The 26,706-nt window shown below is 33.6% G+C and carries 21 protein-coding genes; 8 read left to right on the top strand and 13 right to left on the bottom strand.

Annotation, left to right across the window (positions count from 1 at the left end; genetic code table 11):
- Positions 1-12 precede the first annotated feature (12 nt).
- The 10 genes from ilvN to IEW40_RS00650 all read right to left on the bottom strand — a co-directional run bounded on the left by ilvN (position 13) and on the right by IEW40_RS00650 (position 16,767).
- Positions 13-603, bottom strand: a complete 591-nt coding sequence (gene ilvN, locus IEW40_RS00695) for an acetolactate synthase small subunit (protein WP_188616155.1) — start codon at positions 601-603, stop codon at positions 13-15.
- An 8-nt stretch (positions 604-611) separates the two neighbouring features.
- Positions 612-2,351 (bottom strand): biosynthetic-type acetolactate synthase large subunit, encoded by a 1,740-nt coding sequence (ilvB, locus tag IEW40_RS00690; protein ID WP_188616154.1) that lies wholly within the window; start codon positions 2,349-2,351, stop codon positions 612-614.
- A gap of 26 nt (positions 2,352-2,377) precedes the next feature.
- Complete coding sequence (gene ilvD / locus IEW40_RS00685) at positions 2,378-4,063, bottom strand: dihydroxy-acid dehydratase (protein ID WP_188616153.1); 1,686 nt, start codon at positions 4,061-4,063, stop codon at positions 2,378-2,380.
- Positions 4,056-4,958, bottom strand: coding sequence for a branched-chain-amino-acid transaminase (gene ilvE / locus IEW40_RS00680; protein ID WP_188616152.1), 903 nt, complete (start codon positions 4,956-4,958; stop codon positions 4,056-4,058). Before ilvE ends, ilvD begins: the two co-directional genes overlap by 8 nt.
- A 368-nt stretch (positions 4,959-5,326) precedes the next feature.
- Positions 5,327-6,655 carry an SLC45 family MFS transporter gene (locus tag IEW40_RS00675; RefSeq protein ID WP_188616151.1) on the bottom strand — a complete coding sequence of 443 codons (1,329 nt, stop codon included), beginning with the start codon at positions 6,653-6,655 and terminating at the stop codon, positions 5,327-5,329.
- A 23-nt stretch (positions 6,656-6,678) separates the two neighbouring features.
- Positions 6,679-8,529 (bottom strand): glycoside hydrolase family 13 protein, encoded by a 1,851-nt coding sequence (locus tag IEW40_RS00670; protein WP_188616150.1) that lies wholly within the window; start codon positions 8,527-8,529, stop codon positions 6,679-6,681.
- Between the two features lie 457 nt (positions 8,530-8,986).
- Positions 8,987-11,143 (bottom strand): glycoside hydrolase family 97 protein, encoded by a 2,157-nt coding sequence (locus IEW40_RS00665; RefSeq protein ID WP_188616149.1) that lies wholly within the window; start codon positions 11,141-11,143, stop codon positions 8,987-8,989.
- 162 nt (positions 11,144-11,305) lie between these two features.
- Positions 11,306-12,445 carry a SusE domain-containing protein gene (locus IEW40_RS00660; RefSeq protein WP_188616148.1) on the bottom strand — a complete coding sequence of 380 codons (1,140 nt, stop codon included), beginning with the start codon at positions 12,443-12,445 and terminating at the stop codon, positions 11,306-11,308.
- Positions 12,446-12,465: 20 nt separating this feature from the next.
- Complete coding sequence (locus IEW40_RS00655) at positions 12,466-14,037, bottom strand: RagB/SusD family nutrient uptake outer membrane protein (RefSeq protein WP_188616147.1); 1,572 nt, start codon at positions 14,035-14,037, stop codon at positions 12,466-12,468.
- A gap of 12 nt (positions 14,038-14,049) precedes the next feature.
- Positions 14,050-16,767: a SusC/RagA family TonB-linked outer membrane protein gene (locus tag IEW40_RS00650; RefSeq protein ID WP_188616146.1), complete on the bottom strand. Its 2,718-nt coding sequence runs from the start codon at positions 16,765-16,767 to the stop codon at positions 14,050-14,052.
- Positions 16,768-17,129: 362 nt separating this feature from the next.
- Here IEW40_RS00650 and metG point away from each other — a divergent pair, with 362 nt between their 5' ends.
- The 4 genes from metG to proB all read left to right on the top strand — a co-directional run bounded on the left by metG (position 17,130) and on the right by proB (position 22,057).
- The gene (gene metG / locus IEW40_RS00645) at positions 17,130-19,163 is read left to right on the top strand and encodes a methionine--tRNA ligase (RefSeq protein ID WP_188616145.1); all 2,034 of its coding nucleotides are present in this window, start codon (positions 17,130-17,132) and stop codon (positions 19,161-19,163) included.
- 132 nt (positions 19,164-19,295) lie between these two features.
- On the top strand, positions 19,296-19,850 hold the full coding sequence (locus IEW40_RS00640) for a hypothetical protein (RefSeq protein WP_188616144.1): 555 nt from the start codon (positions 19,296-19,298) through the stop codon (positions 19,848-19,850).
- A gap of 126 nt (positions 19,851-19,976) precedes the next feature.
- The gene (locus IEW40_RS00635; RefSeq protein ID WP_188616143.1) at positions 19,977-21,158 is read left to right on the top strand and encodes a glutamate-5-semialdehyde dehydrogenase; all 1,182 of its coding nucleotides are present in this window, start codon (positions 19,977-19,979) and stop codon (positions 21,156-21,158) included.
- 137 nt (positions 21,159-21,295) lie between these two features.
- Positions 21,296-22,057, top strand: coding sequence for a glutamate 5-kinase (gene proB, locus IEW40_RS00630; protein WP_188616142.1), 762 nt, complete (start codon positions 21,296-21,298; stop codon positions 22,055-22,057).
- On the opposite strand, the gene IEW40_RS00625 is transcribed toward proB, so the two are convergent.
- Complete coding sequence (locus IEW40_RS00625) at positions 22,058-22,762, bottom strand: class I SAM-dependent methyltransferase (RefSeq protein WP_188616141.1); 705 nt, start codon at positions 22,760-22,762, stop codon at positions 22,058-22,060. It lies immediately after the preceding gene.
- Between the two features lie 97 nt (positions 22,763-22,859).
- Here IEW40_RS00625 and IEW40_RS00620 point away from each other — a divergent pair, with 97 nt between their 5' ends.
- The 4 genes from IEW40_RS00620 to IEW40_RS00605 all read left to right on the top strand — a co-directional run bounded on the left by IEW40_RS00620 (position 22,860) and on the right by IEW40_RS00605 (position 25,486).
- Positions 22,860-23,333 carry an Mpo1 family 2-hydroxy fatty acid dioxygenase gene (locus tag IEW40_RS00620; RefSeq protein ID WP_188616140.1) on the top strand — a complete coding sequence of 158 codons (474 nt, stop codon included), beginning with the start codon at positions 22,860-22,862 and terminating at the stop codon, positions 23,331-23,333.
- A gap of 107 nt (positions 23,334-23,440) precedes the next feature.
- Positions 23,441-24,298: a DUF4349 domain-containing protein gene (locus tag IEW40_RS00615; protein ID WP_188616139.1), complete on the top strand. Its 858-nt coding sequence runs from the start codon at positions 23,441-23,443 to the stop codon at positions 24,296-24,298.
- An 87-nt stretch (positions 24,299-24,385) separates the two neighbouring features.
- Positions 24,386-24,781, top strand: coding sequence for a hypothetical protein (locus tag IEW40_RS00610; protein ID WP_188616138.1), 396 nt, complete (start codon positions 24,386-24,388; stop codon positions 24,779-24,781).
- 123 nt (positions 24,782-24,904) lie between these two features.
- Complete coding sequence (locus IEW40_RS00605; RefSeq protein WP_188616137.1) at positions 24,905-25,486, top strand: hypothetical protein; 582 nt, start codon at positions 24,905-24,907, stop codon at positions 25,484-25,486.
- Between the two features lie 3 nt (positions 25,487-25,489).
- Here the strand turns inward: IEW40_RS00605 and IEW40_RS00600 are convergent, their stop codons facing one another.
- Both IEW40_RS00600 and IEW40_RS00595 read right to left on the bottom strand, forming a co-directional pair.
- Positions 25,490-26,188, bottom strand: a complete 699-nt coding sequence (locus IEW40_RS00600; protein ID WP_188616136.1) for an SAM-dependent methyltransferase — start codon at positions 26,186-26,188, stop codon at positions 25,490-25,492.
- Between the two features lie 41 nt (positions 26,189-26,229).
- Positions 26,230-26,682, bottom strand: a complete 453-nt coding sequence (locus tag IEW40_RS00595; protein WP_188616135.1) for a low molecular weight protein-tyrosine-phosphatase — start codon at positions 26,680-26,682, stop codon at positions 26,230-26,232.
- Positions 26,683-26,706 lie beyond the last annotated feature (24 nt).

Genomic DNA, 26,706 nt, shown 5'->3' with positions numbered 1-26,706 from the left:
CTAAAATCTAACTTACATTGTAAAAACGTCGTCTCTTTGGTCTAGATATTCGTTTTCTACTAGATGTGGAGAAGGTTCTCTGTTGTCGAATTCTAATAATTTTTCGTGGAAACCTGCGCTTTTTTTGATGATGGCAATTCTGGCCCCACGTACAAATTCTATTAATCCGTATTTATTAAGTTCTTCAGTCAATCTATCGATTTCTTCGCGATGTCCTGCAGTTTCAAAAACGATATAATCTTCACGAATTACCACTGTAGAAGCACCGTATTGACGCAGCAATCTCTCTACATATACTTTTTCTGCAACTACGCTTGTAGGAACTTTGTACAAAGCTTGTTCTTGCCAAACAATTTCGTCATCTGTATTGAAATACGCTTTTAAAACATCTACTTGTTTTTCTAACTGACGGCAGATTTTCTTTACCACATCTTCTGTTTCGTGGATGACAAGAGTAAAGCGGTGAATTCCTTCTGCTTCTGAAGGTGAAGTATTCAAACTTTCGATATTGATTTTTCTTCTTGAAAAAATTCCTGAAATTCTTCCGATTAAACCAATTGAATTTTCTGTATATAATGTGATGGTGTATTCTTTTCTTTCCATTTTGATAATTATTTTAAACGAATTTCAGAAACTGATGAACCTTGAGCTACCATTGGGAAAACATTGTTTTCTTTGCCAACCATAACTTCTAGAAGGTAAGCTCCATCATGATTTAACATGGTTTCTAAAGCAGATTTTAAATCTTTTCTTTCAGAAATTTTTTGTCCATCTATGTAATATGCTTTCGCTAAAGCCACAAAATCTGGGCTCGTAATATTTACAAAAGAATATCTCTTATCGTGGAATAATTGTTGCCACTGACGCACCATTCCTAAGAATTCATTGTTAAGGATTAAAACTTTAACCTTAGCCCCGAATTGCATGATGGTTCCTAATTCTTGCAATGTCATTTGGAAACCACCGTCACCAATAATAGCCACCACTGTTTTTTCTGGCGCTCCGTACCACGCTCCGATAGCCGCAGGAAGTCCGAATCCCATAGTTCCTATTCCTCCTGAGGTAACACTGGATTTAGAATTATTGAATTTAGCATATCTACAAGCCACCATTTGGTGTTGCCCTACATCTGTGGTAATGATGGCATCTCCGTTGGTTAATTCATTCAAAACTTTTATAACTTCCCCCATGGTCATCACTTCAGTAGTAGGATTCAGTTCATTCTGAATTACTTCTTTTACTTCTTCTTTTTCTAGTTCACGGAATTGGTTTAGCCAATTGCTATGGTCTGCTTCATTGACTAATTCTGTAAGTAACGGCAAAGTATTTTTACAATTACCCCAAACAGGAACGGTCGTTTTCACGTTTTTATCAATTTCTGCAGGGTCTATGTCTAAGTGAATCACTTTGGCTTGCTTGGCGTATTTATCTAATCTACCTGTAACACGGTCATCAAAACGCATCCCTATGGCGATAAGAACATCACATTCATTGGTCATTACATTAGGAGCGTAATTTCCGTGCATCCCGAGCATACCAACGTGCAAATGATGGTCAGTTGGTAGTGCGCTCAATCCCATTACAGTGGCTGCAGCAGGAATATTGGCTTTTTCTATGAATTTTTTGAACTCTTGTTCTGCTTGTCCAAGAATTACCCCTTGACCAAAAAGCACGAAAGGTTTTTTAGCATTATTAATCAATTCTGCTGCTTGTTCTATAAATTCTTTTCTGATTACAGGTTCTGGGCGATAGCTTCTTACATGGTTGCATTTTTTATATCCTAAATATTCAAATAATTGTAATTGAGCATTTTTGGTAATATCCACTAAAACAGGACCCGGACGGCCTGTACTTGCAATATGAAAAGCTTTAGCTAATGCTTCTGGTATTTCTGTGGCATCTGTCACTTGATAGTTCCATTTGGTTACCGGAGTGGTAATATTGATCACATCTGTTTCTTGAAAAGCATCAGTTCCTAAAAGCGAAGCATAGACTTGTCCTGTGATACAAACAATAGGGTTGCTGTCTACCATTGCATCTGCTAAACCAGTAACTAAATTGGTAGCACCTGGTCCGCTGGTTGCAAAGACTACGCCTGTTTTACCAGAAGTTCTGGCATAACCTTGAGCAGCGTGTATAGCACCTTGTTCGTGACGAACCAAAATATGCTTTAGTCTGTCATTATAGTCATACAACGCATCATAAATGGGCATAATAGCCCCACCTGGATAACCGAAAATAGTATCTACTCCTTCGGAAATCATGGCATCTAAAACGGCTTGAGAACCAGAAATTTCAACTGGAGTATTCTGTTCAGGCTCTTTGTTTTCTTTTAATTCCAGTGTATTCATTATTCTATTTTTTGAATTTTTTAAACTTATAAATCAGTAACGCAACCTTCTGAAGCATCTGCCACAGATTTGGCATATTTGTATAAAACCCCGAATTTTACTTTATAATCCGGTTGTACGAAAGCAGCTTTTCTAGCAGCAATTTCTTCTTCTGATACCAAGAGATTGATGGTATTTTTTTCTGCATCAATTTCTATTTCGTCTCCATCCTTCACCAGACCAATTAAACCACCCAAGAAAGCTTCTGGAGTGATGTGCCCTACTACAAAACCGTGAGTTCCACCAGAAAATCTACCGTCTGTAATGAGAGCTACTTCTTTGCCAAGACCAGTTCCCATTAAAGCGGAAGTTGGCTTCAGCATTTCTGGCATTCCGGGAGCGCCTTTTGGTCCTTCATTTTTGATGACGACTACGTTTCCTGCTTTTATTTTTTTGTCTTCTATTCCTTTGATAAATTGTTTTTCTCCGTCAAAAACTACCGCAGTTCCTTTGAAATAATCTCCCTCTTTTCCTGTAATTTTTGCAACACAACCTCTTTCAGCCAAATTACCGTACATGATTCTGATGTGTCCCGTTTCTTTAATCGGATTTTTGATATCTCTGATGATATTTTGGTCTCTCTCTATAATTGAGGTCACTAATGCTAAATTTTCTGCAATGGTTTTTCCTGTAACGGTCATACAATCCCCATGAAGCAGACCAAGGTCTAATAGATATTTCATCACCGCAGGCACTCCACCTACTTTATGCAAATCTGGCATTAGATATTTTCCGCTTGGTTTTAGGTCTGCAAGAAATGGAGTTTCGTCACTCATTTTTTGGAAATCATCAATCGTTAATTTCACCCCAATGCTTTTGGCAATCGCTAAAAAGTGAAGAACAGCATTGGTACTTCCGCCAAGGACAATGATTAATCTCAAAGCATTTTCGAATGCTTTTTGCGTCATTATATCAGAAGGTTTGATGTCTTTTTCCAGCAAAATTCTCATATAATGGCCAGCGTAGAAACATTCGTCTTTCTTTTCTTGACTTAATGCAGGATATGATGAAGAGTAAGGCAAACTCATCCCAAGAGCTTCAATTGCTGAAGCCATAGTATTGGCAGTGTACATTCCACCGCAAGCTCCTGCACTTGGACAAGAGTGTTTGATGATTCCTTTATAATCCTCATCTGAAAGTTTACCGGCTAATTTATTTCCTAATGCTTCGAAAGCCGAAACTATATTCAAATCTTCACCTTTGTAATGTCCAGCTTCTATGCTTCCACCATACACCATAATTGATGGACGATTGAGACGAGCCATTGCAATAAGAGAACCCGGCATATTTTTATCACAACCAGGAACGGTAATTACACCGTCATAATATTGACCAGCACAAACTGCTTCTATAGAATCTGCGATAATGTCTCTGCTTACCAAAGAATAGCGCATTCCGTCTGTTCCGTTGGTCATTCCATCACTAATACCGATGGTGTGGAACATTAAGCCTACTAAATTTTCTTTTTTCACTCCCTCTTTTACGATTTCTGCTAAATCATTGAGGTGCATATTGCAGGTATTGCCATCGTAGCCCATACTTGCAATACCGATTTGTGCTTTGCTAAAATCTTCTTCGGTGAATCCAATTCCGTAGTATTGTGCTTGAGTAGCAGGTTGTGTAGGGTCTTGGGTAAGTGTTTTTGAATATTTATTCAATTCTTGATTAGGCATATTGTAGTTTTGATTTTAAGTAAATATAATCTTGTTCTAAAACGAGGTGTCTGTATGCTTGTTGGATTACAGAAGCTACAGAATCTTCCCATTTGAGTTTAAAGGGAACATTGTCCATAGAATCTAGAGCAACGATTTCTGCAGCAGTTCCGCAGAAGAAACCAGCATCTGCTCCTCTCATTTCTTCAGGTTTAAAGAATTTTTCTTCGTAAGGAATTCCTAGGTTATCACAAATTTCAAAAACTGTAGCTCTGGTAATTCCTGGAAGGATGCTTCCTTTAGGAGCGGTAAAAAGTTTCCCTTCTTTTTCGAAGAAAACATTGGCTCCTGAACTTTCGGCTACATTTCCGTCTGCATCTAGAACAATGGCTTCATCAAAGCCTTTATCTTTAGCTTCTTGGCAAGCTAAAATTGAATTGACATAATGGCCACTAACTTTAGCTTCTACTTTAAACGCTTTAGGATTGGGTCTTTCGAAAGAAGAAGTCATTACTTTCATTTCATTGGCTAGATAACCGTTATCCCAATTCCAAACTTCGATAGCGAGATAGCTTTCTTTACCTTTAGAAAGAGCCATATTAGGAGAACAAATTACAATTGGGCGGATGTATGCATTTTCTAGACCATTCATTTCTAAAAGTTTATACGTAATATCCACCATTTCATCTGCAGTATAATTAAATGGAATCAACATTAATTCTGCAGATTTCACTAATCTTTCGTAATGTTCTTTTGCTTTAAAAATTCTGGTTCCATGGTCTGTTTTGTAAGATTTAATTCCTTCGAACACGGCATAACCATAGTGCAAAGACTGGCCATATAAACCTGTACTCGCTTCTGCTGCTTTTACATAATCCCCATCATAGAAGATGATACTCTTTTCGTTGTAATACATTATTTCAATTTATATTTTATTCTTTAGACATAAAAAAACCATCCTTTTTTAGAGGATGGCTTCAAATTTTCTCTATAATTAATTCATAAAATTCAACATACCATCTCTCACTATTGTATTCCAATAATGACAATAATAAGAGTGATAATAATATTGAAGTAATTTTTCATATCAATTTTAATGAGACAAATGTATATACTTTTTTTCAAGTAAACAAACTTTTTATCATTTTATTAAACTATTGATAAAAAATCAATTTTAAAGGTATTAAATTCGCTACATTTATGTTAAAATTCGATATTTCACAAAATTATAAACAAAAAATCCGCCATTTGGCGGATTATAATGCAATGAATAATTATTATAAATTAGTCATTTTCTTTAGCTGTAATGAATAATTTGGCGCAAACACCTGCGATTGCCATAGAAACACCAGCAATCACCAACATATTAATCGCCTTGCCATCTACTGCTGATAAAATTACTCCCCCTAATAAACCTGCAGCAATCTGAGGAATGGTAATGGTTGCATTAAACAATCCCATATACACACCTGTCTGTTTTGGAGGCAATGATGAAGAAAGAATAGCATAAGGCAATGCTAAAATGGCTGCCCAAGAAATTCCAACACCAACCATTGGAATCAGCAATAAATTTTTGTCTTGAATAAAAAGCATAGAAATTAAGCCTAAACCGCCTAAAATCAAAGAAATCATATAGACATTTTTTCTTCCAAACTTATTGGCCAAAGGGGTTATTGCCAAAGAAAACAAAGCTGCAAAGACACTATAAGCTGCGAAAATAACACCAGTCCAGTTTCCTGCTTCGTTAAATTCTTTAGAATGCGCATCTGAAGCTCCCCAAACATGTTCTGCAATCCCTTGCGTAGTATAAACCCACATCAAAAATAAAGCAAACCAAGAGAAAAACTGAGTAATTGCTAGTTGTTTCATAGTAAGAGGAATGTTTTTTAACAAATCCATAAAACTTACTTTTTCCTCAACCTGATCTTCTAGATTATTGTATTTCGCATATTCTTCAGGTGGATATTCTTTGGTTCTAAGTGCCGTCCAAAGTACAGAAAGCAATAAAACTCCTCCTCCAAAATAGAACGCCCAAATTACGGTAGGTGCTACTTTTTGTCCAGCACCAGGTTCGTTAGCTACATGAAAAACATTGGTTAATAGAAAAGGCAATAAAGAGCCTACAACTGCACCTACATTTATCAAGAAACTCTGAATAGCATATCCTTTGTTTCTTTGAGATTCATCTACCATATCACTTACCAAAGCACGAAATGGCTGCATGGTCACATTAAAAGAGACATCCATAAACAACAACATCATCGCACCGAAGAAAACAGCAGGTAATAATTGTGCAAAATGCTCAGAATTAGGCATAAAAAACATCGCCAATGCAGAAACTATAGCTCCACCTAATATAAAAGGGATTCTACGCCCTAATCTAGTCCATGTTTTATCACTAGATAGCCCAACAATGGGTTGAACAAAAAGTCCTGCTAGAGGTGCTGCCAACCAAAACAAGCTCAAATTATGTGGGTCTGCACCAATTGCTGATAAAATTCTACTGGTATTGGCATTTTGCAGAGAGTAGCCAATCTGTACTCCCATAAAACCAAAACTCATATTCCAGATTTGCCAAAATGATAAGAGTGGTTTTTTAAAAATATTGCTCATCTATTTAATTTTTATTTGTTTTTTTATTTTAACTCTAAGATTAATGGAGATTTTGCAGGCACTGTAAGGTTTGCATCAAGCAAAATTTCTTGACCAGAAAGCGCATCTTTAGCTTTGGTAACACCTTTCAGACTTTCTGCGAATCTTTTTAGATTTAATGTTTGTTCTTTTTCATTATTATTTAGCACCACCATTACACTTCCTTTTTCGTTATATCTAAAATACACATAAACTCCATTTTCAGGAAGATAATGTTTGGTTTTTCCGGTGTGAATGATGTCGTTATTTTTTCTCCAATTTAAGATTTTTTGGGTAAAGTCATAAAACTCTTTTTGTTCTTTGGTTTGAGTAGCAGGATTGAAGGCATTTTGCGAATCATTTTTCCAGCCTCCTGGGAAATCTCTTCTGATATCACCGTCTCCTAGCTTTGGTTTATCACCACGCATACCGATTTCTGAGCCATAATAAATCTGAGGAATACCACGAACGGTAGAAATAAGTGTTAAAGCCAATTTATAAGCTTCAGGATTTCCATTGAAGATTTCGTTCCAACGTTCTGTATCGTGATTTTCGAAGAAAACCAGAATATTATTGACATCAGGATATAAAAAATCACTGGTAAAAACATTATACAATTTGATCATTCCGGTATCCCAACCTTCTTTTTCGTTTAAGGCTTTTGGAAGTTCTGAATAGAGCATAAAATCCATTACAGAAGGCAAATTAGAATTATAATTAGCTGCTTCGCCTATTTTAGAATCTTTTTGCCACGCAGAAACTTGCGCTGCAGTGTACAACCAAGCCTCACCTACGATGTTGAAATTAGGATATTCATCAGTAATGGCTTTCGCCCATTTTGCCATAGCTTCTTTGTCATTATACGGATAAGTATCTACACGATAACCGTCTAAATCTGCAAATTCTATCCACCAGATTGCATTTTGAATTAAGTAATTCAAAACTAGAGGATTGCTTTGGTTAATGTCTGGCATAGAAGTATCAAACCAACCATCTAAAGCCAATTTTTTATCAATATCTGAGGCGTTGGTATCAAACTGAGTAGTCGTTTTGTAATTAGAACGTTTGAAACCATTAGGCTCACCTTCAAACCAATGAATCCAATCTTTGGTAGGCAAATCTTTGATTAACCAATGAGAAGCTCCCCAGTGATTGGTCACATAATCCATCACCAATTTCATCTTTCTCTTTTTCAATTCTTGAGAAAGTTTTTGGTAATCTTCGTTGGTTCCGTAGCGTGCATCTATTTTGTACAAATCAGTCTGTGCGTAGCCGTGATAAGTAGTTCTAGGTTCGTTATCTTCACAAACCGGAGTAAGCCAAAGTGTGGTAGCCCCAAGATTTTGCAAATAATCTAGATTATTGATAATCCCCTTCAAATCACCACCATGTCTTCCGTTTCTGTCTTTTCTATTGGCTTTTTCGGTGAGTTGCGGTACAGAATCATTAGACTCATCACCATTGGCAAAGCGATCTGGCATAATGAGGTACATTACATCTTTAGAGGTGTACGATTCTCTGTTTGCAGAATTTAATTTTCTGGTTTTGAGTTCGTAATTGTAAGATGCTACCACCTTATTATTGATTTTCTGATTGATTTTAAATCTTTCAGAGTTGATTTCATTGGTATTAATGGTAATGAAAACGTAGTTTGGGTTTTCTACTTTCTGGATATTTTTAATTTGAATATTGTCTGATAATTCGATTTGAGAATTGGCTATATTTTTACCATAGAGCAAGATTTGGAGTTCAGGATTTTTCATTCCTTTCCACCAAAATGCGGGTTCTACTCTCTGAATTTGTGAAAATACCATTGAAAATATTAGAAATAATGATAAAGATATTATTTTTTTCATAGTAGATATTTATTTTTTTTTCTTAAATATTCACCTTATTTTTTTTAATCTTGTTGATAAAATTAAATTCTAGTATAGGTAATCTTAATTACGCATTAGAATTTTACATATAAAATTAGATGTATATTTGATAGGACTTTCATCCTATCCTTTATTAAAGCGTCCCTTTGGGACTTTCTATATTCAATTACATAGTTTAGGTACAACAGTCTTTTAATTTTTTGGTTGAAACTTTGTCAAAGGTTTCAACTTTGGCTGCGCCAAATCTTCGATTTGACAAAGTTTTGATTGATGCTGTACCTCATAGCCCCGATAGTAGCGGCATCCTTTTTTGAGCGAGGCGGCGGAGCGAAGCGGAGCCGCCGAGTGAAAAAAAGATAGAGCGGATAGCGGGATAAAGCTCCTAAAACCTTACAACAGCCCTCTCTAAACAGAGAGGGAGCTGAGAAAAGGAGTTTTATTTAATAGGCTTCAGAGAGATTGCATAACCACCACTTCTTACCAAATGAATTGGGAGTTTGGTTTTGCTATCCACTGTTTTTTTATAGATTTGGTAGCTTTGCGGATTTTTGATATAATCTGCATCTTTTCCGTCTGCATAGATGGTGGCTTCGTATTTTTTGCCTTTATCTAAGAATGAAAAATCTACGGTAAAATCTCTGGAATTTTCATCTGTAATACCACCTACGAACCAATTGTCTGTGCCTTTTGCTTTTCTAGCAGTGTGAATATAATCACCAGGTTCAGCAGAAAGAATTTTGGTATCATCCCAATCTGCAGCTACATCTTTGATGAATTGGAAGGCATCCATATGTCTGGCGTAATTTTCAGGTAAATCTGCTGCCATCTGAAGTGGTTGATACATCACCACATACAATGCTAATTGTTTAGCCAAAGTAGTTTGTACAAAACGCTTATCACCAGGGAAATAATAATCTAATTTGGTTTGGAAGATACCCGGAGTGTAATCCATAGGGCCGCCCATCCATCTTGTGAAAGGTAAAATAGTCTGATGGTCTGGATTGTTACCACCGAAAGCTTCGAACTCGGTTCCACGAGCGGCTTCTGCAGCAATCCAGTTCGGGTAAGTTCTGCTTTCACCAGTTGGACGTACAGACTCATGAGAATTGACCATAATTTTGTATTCATGGGCTTTTTCAATAATTCTGTAGTAATGGTTGATGGTCCACTGAGAATAATGGTGCTCTCCTCTTGGAATAATGTTTCCTACATAACCTGTTTTGGTAGCATCATAACCATATTTGTTCATCAATTGGAAGGCTTTATCAGACCATCTTTCGTAGTTGGTGGCAGAGCCAGAAGTTTCGTGGTGCATGATGAGTTTGATGCCTTTAGCATGGGCATAATCATTTAGCATTTTGATGTCGAAATCTGGATAAGGCGTAATAAAATCAAAAACAAATTCTTTAGAATGCCCGAACCAATCTTCCCAACCTGTGTTCCAGCCTTCAATGAGTAATCCTTGGAAACCGTTTGCAGCGGCAAAATCGATGTATTCTTTTACTTTGGTATTGTTGGCAGCGTGACTTCCATTAGGGGTTAGTTTAGAAAAATCTGTTTTCCCGATGTGTACGTTATTGGCTGTAGAATACGCCCACTGAGATTTACCAATAATCATTTCCCACCAAACGCCCATATATTTTGTAGGGTGAATGTAAGATGTATCGGTATATTTTGTAGGTTCATTCAGGTTAAAAAGCATTTTAGAATCTAAAACCACCTCCGCTTTTGGTGAAACAATAATGGTTCTCCAAGGGGTGGTAGCTGGTGTTTGTATATAACCTTTAGCACCTTGCGCATCTGGAGTTAAATGTGTTTTGAATTTAAAATTAGTAGCATCTAATTCTAAATTGGCTGCAGGATAATTAAGCACTGCAGCTTCACCAAGATTGATGTATAGCGGGTTTTTTCCTTCTTTTTTAAGCATTAAAGGAATCTGAACTCCATTTTTCACTAAATTTTGAGAAGCATTTCCGTCAAAAGACTTTGGCCATCTTGCAGGAATTTCAGATAATTTGGTTGTTTGAGTTTGGTATTCCTCGGTGTCATAATCACCAGCTAACCACCACGCTTTCATATCCCAAGGTAGGTCTATTTCAGTATCTTCTTCTTTGATAATGAAATAATTAAGATTTTTTTGTTGAGGAAACTCGTATCTGAAGCCTAAACCATCATTGAAGAGTCTAAACTTAATGATGATTTGTCTATCATTTTCAGACTGATTAAGAGTTACCGCCAATTCGTTATAATGATTGATATAATTTTTCTTTTCACCAAGAATAGGTTGCCAAGTTTCATTTTTAGAATCGAATTTTTCAGCTACTTTCACGAAACCGTTATCCAAGTTTTTTCCTTGATTATTTTTATTTTCAATTTCAGAAGCAAATTGAATATCACCGTCTTTCAGCAGTCTTAAGCCCAATTTAGAATCTTCTACAATTACATCACCATTATACTTTAAATTATAATATGGTACACCATCTTTAAGATTAAAATTCATTTCGAATTTACCATCGGGAGACTTGAGGGATTGTGCATTAAAAGTGGCTACAGAAAGTAACGCTAATAAGGCACTTGTTTTCACAAATTTCATATTTTAAATATTTGAATTATAATAATTTAGGATTAATTTCAGAATAGATTAAAAAACATTAAAAATAAAAAAACTGCTGCTAAAAAGCAACAGTTTTTATGTTAAAATTATATGTTTTATTTCATAAGAACTGTTATAAAATTAACAGTTCTTTATGATTTATTACAATTTTGTAATTGTCATATTATAATAACCTGAGTTATGTAAGTCTAAGACAATTTTGTAATTACCTGTTTCAGGACAAATAAAACTTGGGTCACCGTTAACAGTTCCTTCTGCACTATTGAAAACTTCTACCTCTTTTCCTGATACTAAAGTAACATCTGAAGATTTTGGTTGAATTTTAATGCTCCAAGAATCATTATTTCTAAATTTAAAGATTTTACCACCTGTAAGGGCAATAGAAGCTATTTCAAATTTTTTAGAAGTTGTATTAAAGGTAAGTTTAGTATCACTATTCCATCCAGTAGGAGTAGCTTCCCCAATAATTCCCATATTAGCCTGAGCAACAGAATAAGTATTACCTGCCCAATCAACTTTAATAAAATAAGTAGAATTAGGGAAAGCGCCTTTAATATTCTTTCCATCTTTTGCAAGGGAAGTATAAGTATTAGGATCAGCAGTATCTCCTTTATTATTACCCCAACCTTCTTTAGCATAAGTAAACTTAAATTCAGGTGAAGCTACATTCATCCATACAAAACCAGCATATTTGTCATCTTTTTTTGCAGAATATAATCTTGGTGCATTATCTGGATTCCAATCAGCATATCCACTTGCTCCTCCATAACCTCCAGGAACAGCTAAACTAGGAAATAAATCATCTGGGTTAGCTTTGAAAGGAGATACTTTGAAGGAAATAGGGTTAGAGTATACATAAGACTTAGTAGCAGAACTAGATTTAATATTAGATTTTACTCTCACTTCAACATCTACCGGAGTATTAGGAGCTAAACCTAAACTAATTAGGGCATTATTAAGTTCTGTATAAGTTAATTTCACATAATTATCAGAAGTTGCTAAGCCAAGATTGATTGGTTTAGCAAAACTAGTTGCTGCAACTGCAAGTTCTAATTGACTTTCAGTTTCTACTGCTACTCCATAATTAGCTTTTTTGAAAATAATAGTTTCAAAAGTATTGAGTAAGTTGGTTTCATTAATCACATAAGATGTAGCAGAGAGAGAAGAAGTAATCTCTGGCTTAGCCTTAAGGTCTGCTACAGCTAGGACATCATCTCTCTCGCAAGAAGCTAGAGTAAGTCCTAATATTGCTGTAAATAATATTTTAAAAATATTTTTCATTGTTTAAAAAATTTTAAAGATTAGTAACCAGGATTTTGCACTAAATTACGGTTAGCGGTAATATCAGCAGCTGGTATAGGGAATAAGTTTCTAAATTCCTGAACACCTCTACCATCTTTAACACCACCTTTCCAAGGCCATAAATAAGATGCTGAAGTAAATTTACCGTATCTGATTAAGTCTGTTCTTCTGGTGTATTCCCAGCTTAACTCTCTAGATCTTTCATCTAAGATGAAATCTAAAGTCATCTGAGCAGAAGTAATGGTAGGTGCACCAGCTCTAGTTCTTAAAGCATTGATATATCCAAGTGCAGTTCCTGCATTTCCGTTACCACCTCTTAGAGTAGCTTCAGCATACATTAAATAAACATCAGCTAATCTGTATAATGGGATATCAGTATCTACAAAGTTTCCTGAAGTATCAGATCCTTTAGCACCAGTAGAAGTTACATTTTTATATTTAATGAAAGCATAACCGTTTTTGAAATCACCTAGGTCATCTATTTCTAAGGTTTGCCCTTGAGTAAAGAATCTACCTCTTTTATCACTAGGGTCAAATCTTTGTACAAAAGTTTTGGTAGTTCTGATACCACCCCAACCTCCGTTGATACCGAAGTCTGCAGCAGGCATATCTCCACCAACTGGAGCGTGAACTAAGAAAGTAGTACCTCCCCAAGTTTGAGTTTTAAGACCATCATAGTTTACAGATAAGATAACTTCTGGATTGTTTAAGTTGTTATCAGCTAAGAAAAGATCTTCGTATTTTGATTTTAAAGAATATCCTGCAGAAATTACTTTGCTTGTATAAGTGATAACGTCATTATTTCTTTCTGTACCAGTATAAACTTTAGCATTAAGGTACAATCTTGATAATAAAGCCCAAGCAGCAGCTTTGTCTGCTCTACCATATTCATTGGTTTTAGCATCTTTAAGTTCTTTTTCAACTGCTAAAAGTTCTGTTTCTACATATTTGAATAAATCAGCTCTAGCAATTCTCTTTGGCAATTCACCAGCAGGTGTATTTTCGTCAACAAAAGGAACATTTCCAAATAAGTCTAAAGCATGATAATATGCTTGAGCTCTTAAGAAACGAGCTTCAGCTCTCATATATTTAGCTTCAGTAGCATTAGAACCAGAAATTCCATTAGCAGAAAGTCTCTCGTCTGATGTATTCTTGATAAATTCATTAGCAACTGCAATTACATTGTAAAATCTATAGTAGATTGCTCCAATGAATTCGTTAGAAGAATTCCAAACCATTTTATGCATATCAGGTAAGTTACCATCATTCCAACCGATTACAGCTTCGTCTGTAGTGATTACTTGCATAGTATATAGCTGACGCATGTAACTAGAAAAACCACCATCAATACCTGCAACGTCAGCATTACCATCACCACCTGACTGACCTCCGATCGCTATACCAGCATACACTTTACCTAAAGCTAATGGGTAATTCGCAAAATCTTTATAAACACTTGCATTAGTTACATCTGTAATTGGTTCTCTTTCAAGGTCTTTATGACAAGAGACTGCAAGCAAAGAAAGACCAAATAATGCAGAAAATATTGTTTTTTTATTAATAAATTTCATCTTTTTAAAATTTTAAAATTGGAAATTAAAGCCTAAAGTATACACTTTTGGTCTTTGATAAAAACCATTATCAATATTACCAAAAACTTCAGGGTCTACCCCTGTATATTTCGTAATTACAAATAAGTTTTGAGCCATTGCAGTAACTTTTAGGTTACTTTTTTTGTTTCCTAAGAAATCTCCAAAGTTGTACCCTACAGAAACATTATCCATTCTCAAGAAAGAAGCATCTTCGATGAAAATATCAGAAAAATATTCTGGTTTGCTGAATTGATATTTTACAACACTTGCCTCGCCATTTTTAAGGAATTCATTAGTTGCAATATCTTGAACTGAGCTATTAGCAGCAGCATTATTGTATACATAGTTTCCTAATACAGCTCTCATTGACATTCCAAAATCCCAATTCCCAGTAGTTAATTTAGTTGAGAAACCTAATATAGCATCTGGATTAGGTGAATGGAAAAAATATTTATCAGATTCATTGATAATTCCATCATTATTTCTATCTACATAAACACCATTTAGAGGATTACCACTTGCATTATATACTTGTTGGTAAACGTAGAATGAGTTCATAATTTGTCCTTTAGTAATTCCTTGTATGGTATTACCAACACCTCCTGAAATACCACCAGTTCTGATGATGTAATCTGCAGAAACGTTATCAGAAAGTGAAGTTACCATTGGTTCGAATTTACTGTAGTTGAAATTTAAATCCCAAGTGGTATTTTCAGTTTTAACAGGAACTACGTTCAAGTTTACTTCAACCCCTTTGTTATTAATTTCACCGATGTTTAATACATTGAAGTTACTTAAACCACCAGCGGCCACAGGTACTCTAGCAATTAAGTCTTGAGAAACTTTTTCGAATAAATCTACTGAACCATTGAATCTGTTATTGAAGAATCCAAAATCTAACCCAATATTTTTAGTAATCATGGTTTCCCAAACTAGGTTAGGGTTGTATTGGTCTGGTCTATATAGATAGTAGAATTGGTTTCCAAATTGATACTGAGCACCATCAGCACTTAAATTCATTTTACCAAAAGCCGGATAATAACCGCCTACATTTTGTTGCCCTGTTTCTCCCCAACCTGCTCTTAATTTCAAAGTATTGATTGCACTAATGTCTTTTAAGAATGATTCTTCATTAATTTTCCAGGCCAAAGCTACAGAAGGGAAATTTCCCCAAAGGTTATCAGTAGTACCATTGTAGAAGTTAGAAGAACCATCACGTCTCATTGTACCCGTAATGATGTACTTATTAGCAATGGTAAAAATAGCTCTTGCATAGTAAGAGATTAACGTTCTTTCTCCCTCAAATGGCTGAGAATCTGTATTAATACCTGTACCTCTAAAGGTAGTAGATACTGGTGTTTTAGTATTTGCTGTTTGATATGAATGACCTGCCATTAAATCAACATTAACCGCACCAATTTTTTTCACATAATTTAAGTATGTTTCAAATAACTTAGAACTATTTTCATTTTCATACTCATTGTATCTACCTTTATCAAAATATCCACTAGCTGTATTAGCAGCAGTTCTAGAAACACCTTCACCTTTTGCATAATCATATGCAACGTTTACATTCCATCTTAAATCAGGCAAGAAATGGAATTTGTAATCAACTTGTAAACTAGGCAAAAATCTCCATACAGATGAAATGTTTCTAGTACCATACAATAAACCTAGAGGGTTTCTGGTACCATTGGTATTTAAATTTCCATTCAATAACCATTCTGTGTAACCACCAAATCTAGGGTCTGTAGAATATGGAGATTGAGTTGGATCAAATTGTTGTGCAGTACCTATTGCACCTTCGTTAGCAAATCTTGTATCAACAAATGAACCTTTGAAGCCTGCATTGATACTTAAATAGTTGTCAAAAAATTTAGGATTAATATTTAAACCTACAGAAGTTCTTTTGAATTCATTGGTTTTTAAAATACCATTTTGGTGATTATAACCTATAGATAATCTGTATGGCAACCAACTAACTCCACCAGAAATAGCTAAGTTATTATCAGTTCCCCAAGCTTCTTGATAAATTAAATCCTGCCAATTGGTATTTGCAGTTCCTAATTTAGCCTTATAAGATGCTGATGCAAAAGTATTCACGAAATTTCTAAACTCATTTGCAGTCATTACATCTAGGTTGTCCATTTTAGTTGAAACAGACGTATTGGTAGAAAAATTTACTTTCAATCTACCTGCCGCACCTTTTTTGGTTGTAATTAAGATAACCCCGTTTGCAGCTCTGTTACCATAAATAGCAGAAGAAGATGCATCTTTTAAAATATCGAAAGATTCGATATCATTAGGGTTAATTGAAGCTAAAAGATTTGCAGAACCTGCAACACCTGTAACCTCAATTGGAACACCATCAATTACAATCAAAGGGTCATTGTTAATGAATGAAGACCCCCCTCTAAGTCTGATTGTAGAACCAGAACCAGGTGCTCCACCATTTGTAGTAATTTGTACCCCTGGTGTTTTACCTTGGATTAATTGTTCAGGGCTGGTAGAACCAGCGTTAAAGTCCTTCGCAGTTACTGAAACAACTGAACCAGTAAGGTCAGATTTTTTTTGTTTACCGTAACCAATTAGCACAACTTGTTCAATCTCTTTTTGTTTGATTGAATCTTTTTGTTGAGCTTCTAGCATCATTGTACCTGCTAAAAGAAATGCAGGCGCAATTTTTAAAACTGTACTATAGTTTCTCACAAAAATAAAATTTAGGATTAATATTCATTTTCACACAACGATAATTGCTAACACAATTAACACTGCCAATTTATAAAATTTTTAAATATTTATAAAAAATATATAATATTTGTTAATTTTCTATGACAAGAATCAGGCTATTTTATTCTATTTAAAAAACAACTAATTGCATTTCAATTATTTACAAATCATTCTCTCAACAATGAGACAATAAGAGATTTAACATTTTTTCAAACATTTGTTTAGCAAAATCGCATATTAACATAAGATTAACAATTAAAAAAAACTCCCAAAATTATCATCTGCGTGCCTAAATTTTAAAAAAGGCAAACAAAATCTTATCTTTGCAAAAAATATTTTTCATGCAGAAGAAAAAAATGATTACCGCGGCTTTGCCTTATGCCAATGGCCCGGTACACATAGGTCACTTAGCCGGAGTGTATATTCCTGCAGATGTCTACGCTCGTTTCCAAAGAAGATTGGGAAGTGATGTAGCTTTTATCTGTGGTTCTGATGAACATGGCATTCCTATTACTATAAGAGCTAAAAAAGAAGGAGTTACGCCACAAGACATTGTAGATAAATATCACTCAATCATCAAAAAATCTTTTGAGGATTTGGGAATTTCTTTTGATGAATATTCTAGAACTTCTTCTGAAAATCATAAAAAAACTTCTCAAGATTTTTTCCTAAAAATGTATGAAAAAGGAAAATTTACCGAAGAAATTTCTGAACAATATTATGATGAACAAGCTGGCGAATTTCTAGCAGACAGATACATTGTAGGAACTTGCCCAAATTGTGGAAATGATGGAGCTTATGGTGACCAATGCGAAAAATGTGGCACTACCCTTTCTCCTTCTGAATTAATCAACCCAAAATCTGCCCTTAGTGGTAACATTCCTATTCTTAAAGAAACCAAAAACTGGTATTTACCATTAAATGAATATGAAAATTTCTTAAACGAATGGATTATTGAAGGCCATAAAGATGATTGGAAACCAAACGTTTACGGACAAGTGAAATCTTGGCTCAATGACGGTTTGAAACCACGTGCCATGACTAGAGATTTAAACTGGGGTGTACAAGTTCCGCTACCTGATGCAGAAGGAAAAGTATTGTACGTTTGGTTTGATGCGCCTATTGGATACATTTCTTTTACCAAAGAATGGGCAGAAAAAAATGGCAAAAACTGGAAAGATTATTGGCAATCAAACGATTCAGACTTAATTCATTTTATTGGAAAAGATAATATTGTATTTCACTGTATTATTTTCCCAGCGATGATGAAAGCTCATGGCGATTACATAATGCCAACCAACGTTCCTGCATTTGAATTTTTAAATCTTGAAAATGATAAAATTTCAACTTCTAGAAATTGGGCAGTTTGGGCGCATGAATATGTAGAAGAATTCCCTGGTCAACAAGATGTTTTGCGTTATGCACTCCTTTCTTCGGCTCCAGAAACTAAAGATAATAACTTCACTTGGAAAGATTTCCAAACCAAAAATAATTCTGAATTGGTGGGGATTTTCGGTAATTTCATTAATAGAGTTGCAGTTTTAGTTCATAAATATTATGATGGAGTAATTCCTACAGGAAATGAAAACGCAGAAGAACTTTCTGAAATTTCAAAAACGGCGAAAGAAATCAACGAATATTTAAGTAAATACGAATTTAGAAATGCTTTATCAGCTTTAATGAACTTAGCACGTTTTGGAAATCAATATTTACAAACCGAAGAACCTTGGAAAACCATCAAAGATCAACCTGAAAAAGCAGCCAATTCCCTTTTTGTTGGTGCTCAGATAGCTGTTGGTTTAGCTCAATTGTGTGAACCATTTATGCCATTTTCTTCAGAAAAATTATTGAATATGTTCAATACTGAGAAAATCTCTTGGCAAGAAGTAGAAAATGCAAAAGTTCTTGTAAAAACTGGACATCAAATCAATGAAAGTTCTCTTCTTTTCTCAAAAATAGAAGACGAAACCATAGATTTTCAAATTCAAAAATTAGAAAACACCAAACAATCTAACGCAAAAACCAACCCAAAAGCCAATCCTATGAAAGAAGAAATTACTTTTGACGATTTTACGAAAATAGACCTTAGAACAGCTACCATTTTAGAAGCTGAAAAAGTAGAAAAGGCGGATAAATTATTGAAACTAAAAGTAGATACTGGAGTTGATGTAAGAACCGTAGTTTCAGGGATTGCAGAGAGTTTTACTCCAGAAGAAATCATTGGAAAACAAGTAATGATTTTGTTAAATCTTGCGCCAAGAAAAATCCGTGGAATTGAATCTCAAGGAATGCTACTTCTCACCACAAAACCAGATGGAAAATTGAGTTTTGTAACTCCTGACGAAACCGTGGAAAACGGAATTGAAATTGGATAATTAAAAAATCAATCAATTAAATAATTAAAGATTTCGGAGACATTTCCGAAATCTTTTTTATTTTTGAATTTCACACTTTGTCAAAGTTTTTGCGAAGCAAAGGAATCTTTGACAAAGTTTAAATATAACGATATGAATTTTCTAAAATCACTTCTACTATTCTTTTTATTTTTTGGATTGGGGAATTTTAAGGCTCAAGAAGAAAATAATATAAAAAGTGTTTTCATTTCAAAAAACATTCTATTATTAGAATCAAATTATAGACTTAATTCACAAAAAATAAATTTTGACATAGCTAACATTAGAAATTTAAGAAAAATCTACGACGAAAAATTAAAATTATTATTTCCAAATAAGTTAACAGAAGATGATAAAATCAAAGCTGCAATCTATTTTTATTATCAATATTATCCTGACATCAATGCTATTTTATTGAACAGAAACAATCAATTCTTAACAAAAATTTCAGACGAAGAAAAACAAAAATACAATGAACTTTTCTTAGAAATTTCAAAGCAAATTCCTAATGATATTTATATAGAAGTTTCTAAAATCACAGACGAAATCAATCGTGATAAATTTGCACTTACCGTTCCTTACCGTTTTGAAATTTTTCAAGATTTATTTGATGAAAACGCCAGAAAAAGAATAGATGTCATTAATTTTTTACTTTGGAACTTAAAATAACACTTATTTTAATCTAAATTATTTATATAAACAGATAATTTTATCTAATTCCCTCACCTTAACTCTCTAATTTTTGTTAAATTTACATCTTATTTCAGTTTCAACTGTATATTATCAAAAATTAGAATGAACAACAACCATAATCAAGTTTTAACTAGACTTTCGGAACTGCTGAAAGCTCATCAATTTGAAATCATTTCTGAGAATCAAAAAGATTTAGCTTATTGCAACCAAGAAGACAAAGCGCTCTATGACCGTCTAAAAGTAGATGAAAATAAAGTAGCTGCGATGATAAAGTGTGTAGAGAAAGCAATAGAAACCGAAGATATTCTAGGCAAAACGCTGTACTCTTATCATCACCCAAAAGGGATGTTGATAGAGAACAAAATTGTACCTTTTGGTAAAATTTTTATCATTTATGAATCCAGACCAGATGTTACCATCGAAGCTGCGGTAATGGCCTTCAAAGCAGGTAATAAAATCATTTTAAAAGGCGGAAAAGAATCTCTAAGAAGCAATCTTATTTTGGTAAAACTTTGGCATCAAGCTCTTTCAGAGAATGGTTTTTCTGAAGATAATGTGGTTTATTTAGACCTAAGTAGAGAAGAAATTCAGGAAGCGATTTCTAAAAACACCTACAAAGCAGATTTAATCATTCCGAGAGGTGGTGATCAATTGATTGATTTTGTGAAAAAAAACAGCAACATCCCAGTTTTGATAAGCGGAAGAGGAAATAATTTTTTGTACGTAGATGATGAAGCAGATTTTGAAATGGCAAAAAAAATTATCCTCAACGGAAAATCCAGAATTAGTGTTTGCAATGCTTTAGATAAAGTGATTATAAATAAAAATATGCCCAATTTAGAAGCTCAATTGCATGATTTAGTCAAGTTTTTAAAAGAAAACAACCTCGATGTTTATGGTTTTGGAGAGATTTTAAAACTCAACTCAGAATTACAAAAAAATGAAAATCCAGAACTTCTAAAAGAAGAATTTCTTTCAGAAAAAATAGTCCTACTTTTAGGCAATTCTTTAGAGGAAGCCATTGAAATCATCAATGAAAATTCTGGAGGGCATTCTGCAAGCATTATTACCACTAATAAAAATAAAGCAGAAAAATTTCAAACCGAAGTAGATTGTGGTGCTGTTTATCACAACGCCTCTACCCGATTTACAGACGGTGGAGAATTTGGCTTGAGTGGGGAAATTGCCATCAGTACCCAAAAATTACATTTCCGTGGACCATTGGGAATTCACCAATTAACCACCAACAAATGGTTTATTTCTGGCAATGGAGAAGTGAGGTAGAATTTTAGTTGATGGAAGATGGAAGATGGAAGTTCATATGGGTGATGAATTTTCAAACTACATTAAACCAAATCAAACAATTTCAAACCAATTCGAACAAAATCAAACCTCTTGAAACCAATTTGAAAAATTTAGAAATGAAGAAAAAAATTGTAATTAAAATAGGTTCATCTACGCTAACCGCAGGAACCAACAGAATTTCTTATGGTAAAATCGAAGATTTGGCAAGACAAATCACCCAACTTCGAGAAAAATACCAAATCATAATTGTTTCGTCTGGTGCAATCGCTACAGCCAGACAAGTGATTGATATTCATCAATTTAAAAACATTGAAAACAAACAAGCTTTAGCAGCCATTGGTCAACCGAAATTGATGAGAATTTACGATGAAGTTTTCGAGAGTTTTGGTTTGCAAGTTGCCCAATGTTTGCTTACTTACCACGATTTCGAAAAACAAGCGACCATAGAAAATACCAAAAATACGATTCACACATTATTACAACACGAAATTATTCCTATTATTAATGAAAACGACACCGTTTCGGCTGAGGAAATTATTTTCGGGGATAATGACAAACTTTCTGCTATGGTTGCCAAAATTATAGAAGCTGATATTCTGTTTTTAGCGTCTGATATTGATGGCGTTTTTGATAAAAATCCGCATTTGCACACTGATGCTCAATTAATTAAAAAAGTAATCAATTTAGATGAAATCAAAAAATTCATTGAAGAAAAACCTTCAAAATTAGGAACTGGCGGAATGACCTCAAAACTAAAAGCAGCAGAAATTTGCTTTGAAAACAATGTGGAAATGTACATTGTCAACGGAAATCAAAACAATTTTGTAGAAAATGCACTTTTAGGAAATATTCCTTGCACTCATTTTCAGAAAAAGTAACTATTTCACCGTTAGTTTTGCCAAATAAGAATCGTCTAATTGCTTTATTTTTTGAATTTTAAAACCATTGGCTATCGCTGCATTTTTTAGGGTGTTAAAATCTAAATAAAGCCATTTCATAGGCAGTTCTGATTCACCTTTATAATGCACATAATAATCTAATTCTCCGTAATAACCAGTAGCTGGAACCAGCACTCCGCCGTCATCATCTTGGTCATACATATACAAAATATCTGTGCTATCTATGAGGATTTGTCCGTTTTCGGAGATTAAATTTTTTAATTTTTGTAAATATTGATCGATGTGTTCTAAACTTTGAAAAATCCCTGTTCCATTCATTAAAAGCAAAATCGTATCAAATTTATCATTAGAAAATTTCAGAAAATCTTCGCACACCGCACTTTTTACACCTCTTGCTTTACAAATTTCTATAGATTTTGGGGAAATATCTAGCGACGTGACGTCTAAATTTCTTTTGTTCTGAAGATACAAACTATGAGAACCAGCACCAGCGCCTACATCTAAAACCTTCCCGAATGATAAATCTAATGCTTTTTGTTCTAAAGCATTCATTTCTTTGTAATTTCTAAAAAGATAAGAAACTGGCAAATCATCTAATTCTGAAATGGAAGTTTCGGTTTGTAAATCCTCAGGATTCTCTTGGTAAAAATAATCCCAAATGGCGCTTCCCATTAAATCTTTCATTTGGCAAAAATAATTATTAAGAATCACATAATTTTAAATTTTAAAAAATATTCTTTGTTTAGAGAGGATTTGTTAATTTTAGAAAAATTTAAAAAACATGAGAAAAATAGACCAACTCTTTGCAGAATATGCTGAAAGTCACCAAAATCACACCAATAAATTCATTCATTGGATTTGTGTTCCTCTCATATTCTTTACGATTGTAGGATTTATCAGCTTAATTCCTGCACCGCATTTTTGTGCAGCTTATTTTGGTTGTATCAGTTTGGCAAGTATCATTGCCTTGATATTAGTAAGTGTTTTTTATGCTAGATTATCTTGGATTATCTCCATCATTATGCTATTTGTGATGTTATTGATGGAGCATTTTGCTTACGCTATTAATATACATTTCAGCAGCAATTCTTGGATTATTTATCTATCAATTTTCGTGATTACATGGATTTTTCAATTCATAGGTCATAAAATTGAAGGCAAAAAACCGAGTTTCTTAAAAGACTTGCAATTTCTATTGGTAGGCCCTATTTGGTTGCTTCATTTCGTATTAAAGAAAATTGGTATTCCTTATTAATTTAACGACTTAAACCATATACCCTTGAAAAAAATTCAAGGATTTTTTATTTCAAACCAAGTTTTGCACAATTGTTGATATAGAAATTTTATCTAAAATTAATTTCTATGAAAACAATTATTTATTCTCTTGCCATTTTATCATTATTAGCTTGTGGTAAGAATGAAGCCACGCAAACCAATGTTTCTCTGATGGAAGTTCTTCCAGAAGATGAAGTTGCCACGAAAGCATATTCACCTGACTCTCCACCAAAATTACAAATGCCTATTCCTGAAGCAAAACCAATCGACAAAGCTATCAATCTAAAAAAAATCATCAAAAGTGGTGATATGACGATAGAGGTTGCAGATATAAAAACAGCTCAAGAAAAAATTCAAAACTCGGTAAAATACAATAAAGCTTACATTCAAAACGAAAGGTTTTCTAATTCTGAAACCCAAACTACGCTTTCTATGGAAATCAGAATTCCTAATCAGAATTTTGATCAATTGGTGAATTCTTTTTCAGATGAAATTGGTTCAATCACACAAAAAAACATCAGAGTAGAAGATGTAACCGAAGAATACACCGATGTTTCTATCAGGCTAAAAAACAAACTCGCTTATCTAGAAAAATACAGAGATTTATTAAAACGCAGCGCATCTACTAAAGATTTAATAGAAATTCAGGAAAAAATACGGGGTTTAGAAGAAGAAATAGAATCTTCTGAAGGCAGACTTCGCTATATAGATGACCAAGTGAATTACAGCACACTTGATTTAACTTTAATTAGAGAAAAACCTAGAAACACGGTAACCTCAAAAATAGGTTTCGGAAGCAGATTGATAGATTCTGTAGCCAATGGTTGGAATATTTTTGTGAATTTTTTTCTAGGTGTTGTTTCACTTTGGCCGTTCTTATTTATTATCCCCTTTATTATCTTCTTTTGGAGAAAATGGAGAAAAAGAAAATCAAAAAAAGAATAGAATTTTTATGACAAGAAAGACAGATGATAAATTTCATTACATAATTGACAAAAAATATATGTAAATTTGTCTTACAAAATAAAAATTATGAAAAGATTTATCCTTGCCACATTTACTTTTTTGGCTATGCTTTCTTGCAGAAATGACGATGAACTAGACATAGAACCATTGGTTGGTGATTGGGAATGGGTTTCTAGCAATGGTGGAATTAATGGACAAATTAACGACACGCCTTCTTCTACTGGAAACACCATAAAACTTAGCTTTACTTCAGACAATAAATATACCATCACTACTAATGGAACAGTAACTAATGAAGGGAATTTTAGATTGTATAAAGATGTTTCTAATCTAGACCATATTGAGAGAACTTACATCGATTTTTCTTCTACTAATCGTCAAATGATAAGAAATAACGATGAAACCAATCTCTATTTAAGTGATGATGCGAATGATGGTGTAGAAAGTCATTACAAAAGATAAAATCTATTTCCCCAAAACAAATACCGCCGGAATTTTATGAAGTTCCGGTTTTTTTGATATTAAATATAAATTAAATCAAAAAAATTCGTTTCAAATTAAATAACCATTTTATTTTTTACCAAAATGCAAAAAAAATTAATTTTTATATTTTTAATGATTTTTCTAGGATTCAATTTAGAAAATGCACAAACCAAAAATAGAATTAGAGAAGAAGTTGTAAGAGATACTATTATTATTAATTCGCACAAATGGCTTTCTGATGCTAGAATTTTTTACTCTCATATTAAATATGCTCCAGCTTATTTAGTAGATTATAAAGATGAAAAAGTATTTTATATAACCTCAAAAAAAGATTCTATAGTTTCTACTCCTTTTGAAATGAAAGTTTTAGGACTTTCTGACACTCCCGAAATGAAATCTATTATTCTATTTGATGAAAAGAATTCTGTTAGTTACACTTTCTACATAATTAATAAGTACGATAGTGATTTTAGCCAACTCAATTTTTCTAACTTTAAAGTTGGTGAAATCGCAAAAGAAGGCACCAATATTGGTATTCTTAAAAATATAAGTAAAAAAGATGGAGAACTTTTATATAAATACCATCCTTTAATGAGTTATTATGATAAAGTTACAAATAAAAAAATTGATTTGTATTTTTATAGTCATTCTGAAAATTTAATAAAGCAGATTTTAGACTGGTAAAATCTATTTCCCCAAAACAAATACCGCCGGAATTTTATGAAGTTCTGGCTTTTTATTTTTCCAATCAGAAATTTTTTGGGTTTTAATAAATTCTTCTGTAGGATGATTGATGTTGGCAGCAATACAAAGTTTAGTATTAGGATTTAAAAATTTAATTAAATCTTCCAAAAGCTGATTGTTTCTGTACGGAGTTTCCATAAAAATCTGAGAATATCCAGATTTTTGAACTTGATTTTCTAAAAATAAAATCTGCTTTTTCTTTTGTTCTTTATCAATCGGAAGATATCCGTGAAATGTAAATTCTTGCCCATTAAAACCACTCGAAATTAAAGCTAAAATAATAGAAGAAGGCCCATTAATAGGGATTACTTTAATGTTATTTTCGTGGCTCCATTTTACCATCAGATTTCCTGGGTCTGCTATGCAAGGTAATCCTGCTTCGGAAAGCAAACCAAAGTCTTGTCCAGATTTCATGAGTTTTTGAGCTTCCTTCAAATCTACAGATTCAGAATATTTATCCAAAAGAAAAAGCTTCAACTCTGATTGCTTTTTTTCTGGAGCAAAAAACTTAATGACTTTTCTAGCGGTTTTTTCGTTTTCTACAAAAAAATAATCTGTTTTTAGAATATATTCTTTAATCGAAGGAGCAAAATACTCAATCGGTGATTCTTCTGATAAATAAGCAGGGATTAGGAATAACATTTCTATATTAATGATTTTTATTTAATGAGAAAAATATTCATTTATCTCAGCTGATATTTTTCTGCAATTATTTCACACGCTTCATCTAACATTTGGTACACATTTTCAAAATCTTGCATAGTACCATAATATGGGTCTGGAACTTCAGCTCTACCATGATTGCCAGCTTCTTCCAAAATCATAGAAACTTTGTTTTTTTGAGTTTCAGATTCTGCTAAAGACAAAACATCTTGATAATTCTTGGTATCCATACAAAAGATTTTATCAAATTTATCAAAAAATTTCTTTTCGAAGTATTGCGCTTTTTGTTTAGAAATATCTACCCCGTGCCCTTTGGCAGTAGAAATAGAACGTTTGTCTGGGTGTTCTCCTTCGTGGAAGGAAATGGTACCCGCACTTGCTACCGTATGTTCCTTAGATATTTTGGAGCGAAGAATTCCTTCGGCTAGTGGGCTTCGGCAGATATTCCCGAGGCAAACCATTAATATTTTCATAAATGATGAATTGTGTTTTATTGA

The organism is Cloacibacterium rupense (genome assembly GCF_014645495.1).
In the GTDB taxonomy this organism is placed as follows: Bacteria; Bacteroidota; Bacteroidia; order Flavobacteriales; family Weeksellaceae; genus Cloacibacterium; species Cloacibacterium rupense.
This window is presented reverse-complemented; position numbering and strand designations above follow the sequence as displayed.